The organism is Streptomyces sp. NPDC001678 (assembly GCF_042892945.1).
Lineage (GTDB): Bacteria > Actinomycetota > Actinomycetes > Streptomycetales > Streptomycetaceae > Streptomyces.
Genome location: NZ_JBIAUP010000024.1, coordinates 50,577 through 58,710, shown reverse-complemented (window position 1 = coordinate 58,710; position 8,134 = coordinate 50,577). Strand labels below are relative to the sequence as shown.

Sequence of the window (8,134 nt, the reverse complement as noted above, 5' to 3'; positions counted from 1 at the left end):
GCGACAACAACAGACTGAGGCTCAGAAGGCACACCAGCATCCTCGCACTGTTACAGCCTCTGCACCCACAGAACTAACGAAAGACTCAGTAAGCGCTCGGCGAATTCGTGTTGGGTATCCAGCGACTCTGCGCGTTGAATGGCCAAGGGTAGGTCTCCTCTGCGGTGATCCCACAAAGCCTCCTCCCGGAGGGCGGGTGGATCCGGCGGGTGATGAGCGCAGCGCTGAAGGGCAGGTGTCGTCGCATACGCTTCAGCTCACTATGAGGTTCGAGTGGGGGCTCTGAGTAACGTAGGTTGCGATTGCCCTGTTCAGAGGCGTGGTCTGGCTGGCCTGGTGTAGTGCTGGATGGCCTTTGGGAGCAGGTCGGCTCCCAAACGGCTCCCAGCAGGAGGGCTGTCGACTGCTCCGGGAAGTTCGACGACAGCACGCTCGCGCTCTGCAATCGGTGCGTGTGGGGGGCTGAGCCGCTCGCGAGGGCTGAAACCTACGCATTACGAGGCCTGCAAGATCGTGACGGTGGTGCCGAGTGGCGCCAATAAGTCCCATTTTACCTGGCCAGAGACTTGCACCCCGGACCCGCGTGAGGCCGAGTCCAGCCTGTGCAAGCCGTCCTCAGGACCCAGGGCTGAGCTGCTTCTGCATCTTCTCGATCAGGACGGACTTCTGCACCACCCCCTGGCAGGCATCGACCAGGTGCGAAGGCTGCCGGCGGCCAGAGTTGAAGGGCTCAGGAGACGATTTGGGCGAGAGCACCGGTCAGGGCGGCTGCAAGGGTGAGTGCAGCAGCGAACGTGGTGGCGGCTCGCATGAGGGCAGCGGGATAAGTGGCGCCGTCCAGCCGGGCGAGTAGACCCGCAGCGGCGGCAGCCAGAAGAGCGAACATGATGACCAGCGCAGTGACGAGGAGGACAACGACGAGACGGGTCACGGCAGGCTCCTTGTAAAGGTGAGACGTTGACGTGACGAAGGTCGCGGAAACGATGTCCGCCGGGGTCCGGCTGGACAATGATGAACACCGGCGAACACATCGAGCCTGGCGGGACGAATGCACGACGAACCTAGCGAGCTGACGGCGCTCATCGAGCTGCGCAAGAGGCTCGCCGACGGCCTGGCTCGTGCCGGGCTGAACAAGACTCAGCTAGCCACCCGAGCAGAACTGGGCCGTACCACCGTGCAGGAGGCGTTCCAGGCGGGCAAGCCCGCTCCATCGGCCGAGACGGTTGTCGCGCTGGCCCGCGTGCTACGCCTGCCAGACCAGCGACTGCTGGATCTGCGGCGAATCGCCGCCGGAGATATCGACCCTGCCCTTGGAAAGAACTATGGCCCGGGTAGACCGATCACGGAGTGGGACCCTCACGACTTGGAGGTCCATCCCGCCGGGATCGGCTCTGGGGTTGTGCCCCAGCGGACGCTGTCCGGCTACGTCCCGCGTGGCCATGACCGGATCCTCACCGATGCTGCACTGGAGGCCGCACAGGGCAACAGCCGGATGCTGGTCCTGGTCGGAACGTCCTCCACGGGCAAGACACGAGCCTGCTGGGAGGCCATTCAGCCGCTCGCCACCCGCGGGTGGCGGCTGTGGCACCCGTTCGACCCGACTCGAGCCGAAGCCGCCCTCGACGACCTCGAACGCGTCGCGCCTCGCACAGTGGTATGGCTCAACGAAGCCCAGCACTACCTCGGCAACCCCCAGCTCGGCGAGCGGATCGCGGCCGCCGTCCATAACCTCCTCACCCACCCCAAGCGCCGACCGGTCCTCGTTCTGGGCACCCTCTGGCCTGAGTACGCCGACCAGTACACAGTCCTGCCCCCAGCTGGCTCACCAGATCCGCACAGCCGGGTTCGGGAGATACTCGCCGGACGCACTCTCACCATCCCCGACACCTTCGACCAGGACGCACTGCGGACCGCAGCTGTCCTGGCGCAGGACGGCGACCAACTGCTCGGCGACGCTCTCACCCGCGCCCATGACCACGGACGAGTCACCCAGGACCTCGCCGGCGCCCCCGAACTGCTACGCCGCTACGAGCACGGCGCACCGACGACCAAGGCCGTACTGCACGCGGCTATGGACGCACGCCGTCTTGGCGTGGGGCTCCACCTTCCACAAACCTTCCTCACGGATGCCGCGATCGACTACCTCAGCGAACAGGACTACGACGAACTCACCGACGACTGGGCAGAGGCGGCCTTCGCCGACCTCGCCCGCCCCGTCCACGGCAAGCAGGCGCCCCTGCGTCGCACCGGAGCCCGGCCCAGGCGCCGCCCACCCGGCGGCCCGATATCGACGCCCGCGCCTTCCTCCGTGACAGGACCAGCGTTCCGGCTCGCCGACTACCTCGAACAGCACGGCCGCACCGCCCGGTTGAGACTGTGCCCACCCGCATCGTTTTGGGCCGCCGCGTACGCCCACCTCACCCACTCCGACGACCTCGGTAACCTTGCACTCGCCGCTGAACGAAGGCACCGCCTGCAGTGGGCACACCACCTCCGGCTCCGCGCCGCCGACGCAGGCCACCCCTACTCCCTCAATTGCCTGGCACGGATATGGGAGGAAGCTGGGGACATGGAAGGCGCCGAAGCTCTCTACCAGCGAGCCGTAGACGCCGGCGGCGCCAGCGATCTCACTGAACTGGCGGACCAAAGGAGAGAGGCCGGGGATCCGGAGGGCGCCGAAGCCCTCTATCGTCGGGCAGCCGACGCTGGCGACGCAGACGCCTTGTTCCTCGTGGCCAGGCGCCGGAAGGCAGCCGGAGACCGCGAGGGCGCCGAAGCCTTCTACCAGCGAGCCGCAGACGCAGGCCGTGCTGACGCCCTTGTCGATCTAGTGGAGCTGAAGGAAGAGACTGGGGACTGGGAGGGGGTCAAATCCCTCTACCGACGGGCCGCCGCCACCGGCGACACCTACGCCATTGCCCGTCTGGCAGACATGATGGAGGAAGCCGGGGACCAGGAAGGTGCCGAAGCCCTCTACCAACAGGTCGTCGATGCCGACGACACCGACGCCCTGATCAACCTGGCCGAACTGAAGGAGGAAGCCGGAGACCTCGACGGTGCCGAAGCTCTGTACCAGCGGGTCGCCGACGCTGGCGACACCCATGCCCTGATCTTCCTGGCCCAGATGAAGGAAGAAGCCGAGGACTGGGAGGGGGTCAAAGTCCTGTACCAGCGGGCCGCCGACGCTGGTGACACCCATGCCCTGAAATACCTGGCCCAGATGAAGGAGAAAGCCGGAGACCTCGAGGGTGCCGAAGCCCTCTACCAGCGGGCCGCCGACACCGGCGACACCTACACCGTGGTCCACCTGGCTGAGCTGAAGGAGGAAGCCGGAGACCTCGAGGGTGCCGAGACCCTCTACCAGCAGGCTGCTACCGATCCCACAGCCCTGACAGTTTTGGCGCAAATACGGGAACAGGCCGGGGACTGGGAGGGTGCCAAAGCAGTCTACGAGCGAGCCGCAGACGCAGGCCACGCTAGCGCCATGGTTCGCCTGGCAGAGCTGCGGGAGTGGGCCGGGGACCAGAAGGGCGCTGAGACCTTCTACCAGCGGGCCGCCGACACCGGCGACCCCGACGCCCTGATCCACGTAGCACGGATGCGAGACGAGGCCGGGGACCAGGAGGACGCTGAGACCTTCTACCAGCAAGCCGCCAATACCGGCGAGCTTCCCGACGACGAGGCCAAGATGAGGTGGCCGTACGGACTTGACCCGGACGGCTCGCCTACGCCCCCTTGGCCGTAAGCTGAGGGCGCCACGCGAGAGGGCAGTACACGACTCGGTGACTACCACGACGTCGTGAGAAAGATTTACAACTGGGATTGGCCCTGTGACGGTGGGTGCTTGATCGTGCCGCGTGGTGCTGGTCTGCCTGGTCAGCGCCACGCGGCACGATCGTTGGTCCTACGCATGACGGCAGATGCATCGCCGTCCGCTCCCGCGTCGCTCCCGCGCGTCACCTCGCCGGTCAAGTGGTGCGGGAGGCTGTGCTGTGCTCAGCCGAAAGCGTTGCGGGTGGAGGTGGGTGGGTGGCCTGGCTCGCTACCAGGGTTTTGTGGGGGTACCGTCTGGATCCAGCCCGTACGGCCACCAACCCCCCAGGTCCTGCTGCTCGTGTAGCCAGTCGACGCCGATGTCGGCGGCTTGCAGGGCGAGTGCTTTGGCCTCAGCCCGATCCCCGGTTTCCTCGCGCATCAGCGCTAGGAGGAACAGAGCCCTTGCATTGCCTGCGCCAGCGGCTCGTAGGGCGAGGGCCTCGGCCCTGGCTTGATCGCCAGCCTTCGCTCGCATTAGCGCCAGCTCGACCAGCGTTTCGAGGTGGCCTGCGTCGGCAGCTCGTAGGGCGAGGGCTTCGGCGCCGTCCCGGTCCCCGTCCTCCTCTCGCATCGATGCCAAGTCGATCAATGCGTCGACATTGCCTGCTTCGGCGGCTTGCAAGGCGAAGGCTTCGGCCTCTCCCCTTTGTCCGGCTTCCTCCCGCATCAGCGCCTGGTCGAACAGAGCGCGGGGACTGCCTTCATCTGCGGCTTGTCGGACGAGAGCCTCGGCCTCAGCCCGATCCCCGGCTTTTGCCCGCATCCACGCTAGATCGGTGAGAGCGCGGCTGTCGCCTGCATCAGCGGCCCTTCGATACATGGCTTCGGCACCATCCTCGTCCCCGACCTCTTCCCTCACCCGCGCCAGCTCGACCAAGCCGTTCGTGTCGCCTGCTTCGGCGGCCTGCAGGACGAGGGCTTCGGCGCCGTCCCGGTCCCCGTCGCTCTCCCGCATCAGCGCGACGTCGACAAGAGCGTCAGGGCGGCCCGCTTCGGCGGCCTGTAGGGCAAAGGCTTCAGCGCCGTCCCGGTCCCCGCCTTCTTCCCGCATCAGTGCCAGAACGACTAGGGCGAAGACCTTGCCTGCGTCGGCGGCCTTCCGATAAAAGGCTTCGGCGCCATCCCGATCGCCGGCATCTGCCCGCATGCGCGCCAGGAAGAACAGGGCACTGGCGTTGCCTGCCTCGGCAGCTTGCAAAGCAAGGGCTTCAGCTCCCCCCTGGTCCCCAGCTTTCGCCCGCATCCGCGCCAGTTCCACGAGGGCATCCAGACGGCCCGAATCGGCAACCTGGTGGCGCAGGTGGTACGCCCATTGGAGGCGAAACCGGGATTCGGCGGCGCGGGCGAGGCTGCTGAGCTCATCAGGGTTGCTGAGGTGGGTGTAGGCGGCGTGCCAAAAGGAGGCCGGTGGGCACTTTGCCCGGCGGGTGCTCCGGCCGTGTTGTTCGAGGTAGTCAGCGAGTCGGAAGGCGGGCCCTGCTGACTGGGCGACGGGAGGGGTGGCTGGCGTCGGGCTGCCCGGAGGGCGGCGTTCGGGACGAGTACTCGTACGACGCAGGGGTGCCTGCTTACCGTGGACGGGGCGGGCTAGATCAGCAAAGGCTGTCTCTGCCCAGCCTTCAGCGAGTTGGTTGTAGTCCCAGTCGCTGAGGTAGTCGATCGCAGCGTCGATGAGGAAGGCCTGTGGGAGATGGAGGCCCACACCAAGGCGGCGTGCATCCATCGCGGCCTCCATTACAGCCCTGACGGCTGGCGTGCCCTGCTCGTAACGACGCAACAATTCCGGGGCCCCAGCGAGATCCTGGGTCACTCGTCCATCTGTGCTCGTCCGGGTGAGGGCGTCGGCCAGCAACTCGTCGCCACCCTGTGCAAGGGCGGCTGTCGCGCGCAGTGCCTTTTGGTCAAAGGACTCGGGGACTGTGAGGGTCCGTCCGGCCAGCAATTCGCGTACCCGGCTGTGTGGGTCCGGTTTGCCAGGTGCAGGCAAGGCTGTGTACTCGTCGGCGTACTCGGGCCACAGGGTTCCCAGGATGAGAACGGGCCCGCGGCCTGAGTCGGTAAGCAGACGATGCACTGCTGCTGCGAGCTGCTCACCCACCCGGGGCTCACCGAGGTAATGCTGGGCCTCGTTGAGCCACACCACCGTGCATGGCTCCACACGTCGCAAGTCGTCGAGGGCAGCCTGGGCTCTGGTCGGGTCGAAGGGGTGCCACAGCCCCCACCCCTTGTGGGTGAGTGGTTGGACGGATTCCCAGCAGGCTCTGGTCTTGCCGGTCGATGACGACCCGACCAAGATCACCATCCGGCTTCGTCCCGCGCTGGCATCCTGCACCGCCTCCGTGAGCACCTGATCGTGGAGCCGCGGAACATAACCGGGCAGTACTGCGATTGGCACGGTTCCAGACTCGTATCCTTTGAGGACAGGGCCAGCAGGGTGGATCTCCAAGTCGTGAGGGTTCCAGTCGCTGATCGGCTTGCCCAGGCTTCGCTCGTTCCGGCCAACGGGGCTGGCTTCTCCAGCAGCAACCCGTCGAAGGGCCAGCAACTCTTTGCTCGGCAAGCGCAGCTCGCGGGCCAAGGCCGCAACCGTCTCGGCAGAAGGCGGAGTCGATGTATCAGTCTGGAAGGCCAGTTGCACAGTTGTGCGGCTCAGCTCTGCTCGGGCAGCGAGCTGCGTTTTGGTCAGCCGGGCCCGGGCCAGCCCATCCGTCAGCCGCTTGCGCAGATCGGTGAGCGCCATATCGCGCTTCTGCTGCTTCTCGTGCACCTACCTGCACCTAACTCGTGTGTTCGCCGGTGTTCATTATCGTCTGGCCGCACACTGGCGTACACCGTTTCCGCGACCTTCAGGCACGTCAACGTCTCAACGAATACCGGAGTTTGCCGTGCCCAGTCTCACTGTTGTCCTGCTTACCGCTGCACTCGTGGTCGTCGTGGGCGACGCTGGCTGCTGCTGCCGCGGGCAAGCTCGCCCGCCTGGACGGCGCAACTTACCCCGCTGCCCTCATGCAGGCTGCTGCTGCGTTCGCTAGGGTACTCACCCTTGCGGCTGCCTTGACCGGCGCCCTCGCCGGTCCTCTCCTGAGTAAGACGCATCTCGCTCAACATTCTCGACAACCGCCTCGGCGTCAAAGGGCGTGGGGCTGCTCAGCCATGCAGGGTGGTGCTTCGAATCGGAATGGAGGTTTGTGATACGCCGCCGTCCGCTCAGGCGTTGCTCACACGCGGATGACATTCGCAGATCTTCAGCCACCAGGTCGCAGTATGGCGCGGAGCTTTTCGGCCTCTTCCGTACCGCCGAACTCGATGAGCACCGTGCAGAGCCGGTCGGCGATGAACTGCTTGGCATCTGGTTTGAGCTCGACGGTGAGGTTCCTGAGTAACTGCGCGACAGCAACAGTCTTCGCGCCAGGTGCGTAGGCAGCAACGTGGCAGGCGATGCTCTCCATTGAAGCCGCCTCGTGCGGTCAGCCGAGCCCGGCGGTGACATGGTCGCCCTCGGGCTGCTGCTGATCATCGTGTACACCTGTGGCATCCGACCCACAACACACCCGGTGAGATGTCACAACCACCCACTCCGGATCCCCGAGCCGCCCACTAGCCAGCTGGGGAACCGGAAAGGTTGACCGTCCAAGTGTCAGACGGTCACGACGAGCGACAACCGCCCACGAACAGCACGCGCCCCCGCCACCTCAACCGCTGGTGCTCAGGGGCAGGTTTCCTCTGAAACTGGGGGGTTCGTCCGCGCATCCTGATGGAGGGCGATCGCCTCTCGGCACCACAGGGGTACGCGGAGCCGTGGGAGTACCGAGGCCGGGAACCAGTGGAGCATGATGCCCTCAGTGAGGGGGAGGGCGTGGGCGTCGCCGTCCCAGTGGCCGGTGTAGATGGCGATCGGGCCCTTGCCGAGGTGTTCGGCGTTCCTCTGTTGGACGGTGGTGAACTCCTCGAGCGGGATGGTGAGTCCGGTCTCCTCCGCTACCTCGCGTGCGACGGTGTCGGCCAGCGATTCGCCCGGTTCGGGACGTCCGCCGACAGGTGTCCAGTAGCCGGGCCAGCAGATGCCTTCGATGTCGTCGCGGAGGTGGAGCAGGTATTCGCCCTGGCTGTTTGTGATCAGCGCGGATACCCCCGTACCGGACTTGATCGCTTCCGCTTCGAGCTCGGTGTCGGTCATCCCGCCATCGTCCACCCAGGGGGTGGGGGCGAAGCGTCTACGACACGGACCGGCGGGGGGGGGGCCCGGGGGGGGGGCCCCCCCCGGCCGGGGGGGGGGCGGGGGGGGGCGGGCCCGAAACCCGGACGGCGCCCCCCCCGC

General features: G+C 66.4%; 5 protein-coding genes. 1 reads left to right on the top strand and 4 read right to left on the bottom strand.

The genetic code is table 11. The annotated features are described in order from the left end of the window. Window positions 1-730: 730 nt before the first annotated feature. Complete coding sequence (locus tag ACFYZR_RS31680) at window positions 731-931, bottom strand: hypothetical protein (protein WP_086574886.1); 201 nt, start codon at window positions 929-931, stop codon at window positions 731-733. 117 nt (window positions 932-1,048) lie between these two features. Here ACFYZR_RS31680 and ACFYZR_RS31675 point away from each other — a divergent pair, with 117 nt between their 5' ends. Beyond that, window positions 1,049-3,745 carry a hypothetical protein gene (locus tag ACFYZR_RS31675; protein ID WP_391916795.1) on the top strand — a complete coding sequence of 899 codons (2,697 nt, stop codon included), beginning with the start codon at window positions 1,049-1,051 and terminating at the stop codon, window positions 3,743-3,745. 297 nt (window positions 3,746-4,042) lie between these two features. On the opposite strand, the gene ACFYZR_RS31670 is transcribed toward ACFYZR_RS31675, so the two are convergent. The 3 genes from ACFYZR_RS31670 to ACFYZR_RS31660 all read right to left on the bottom strand — a co-directional run bounded on the left by ACFYZR_RS31670 (window position 4,043) and on the right by ACFYZR_RS31660 (window position 7,993). After that, on the bottom strand, window positions 4,043-6,583 hold the full coding sequence (locus ACFYZR_RS31670; protein WP_391916793.1) for a hypothetical protein: 2,541 nt from the start codon (window positions 6,581-6,583) through the stop codon (window positions 4,043-4,045). Window positions 6,584-7,061: 478 nt separating this feature from the next. Next, on the bottom strand, window positions 7,062-7,265 hold the full coding sequence (locus ACFYZR_RS31665) for a hypothetical protein (RefSeq protein ID WP_391916790.1): 204 nt from the start codon (window positions 7,263-7,265) through the stop codon (window positions 7,062-7,064). 257 nt (window positions 7,266-7,522) lie between these two features. Next, window positions 7,523-7,993: an NUDIX domain-containing protein gene (locus ACFYZR_RS31660; protein ID WP_391916787.1), complete on the bottom strand. Its 471-nt coding sequence runs from the start codon at window positions 7,991-7,993 to the stop codon at window positions 7,523-7,525. Between the last annotated feature and the right edge of the window lie 141 nt (window positions 7,994-8,134).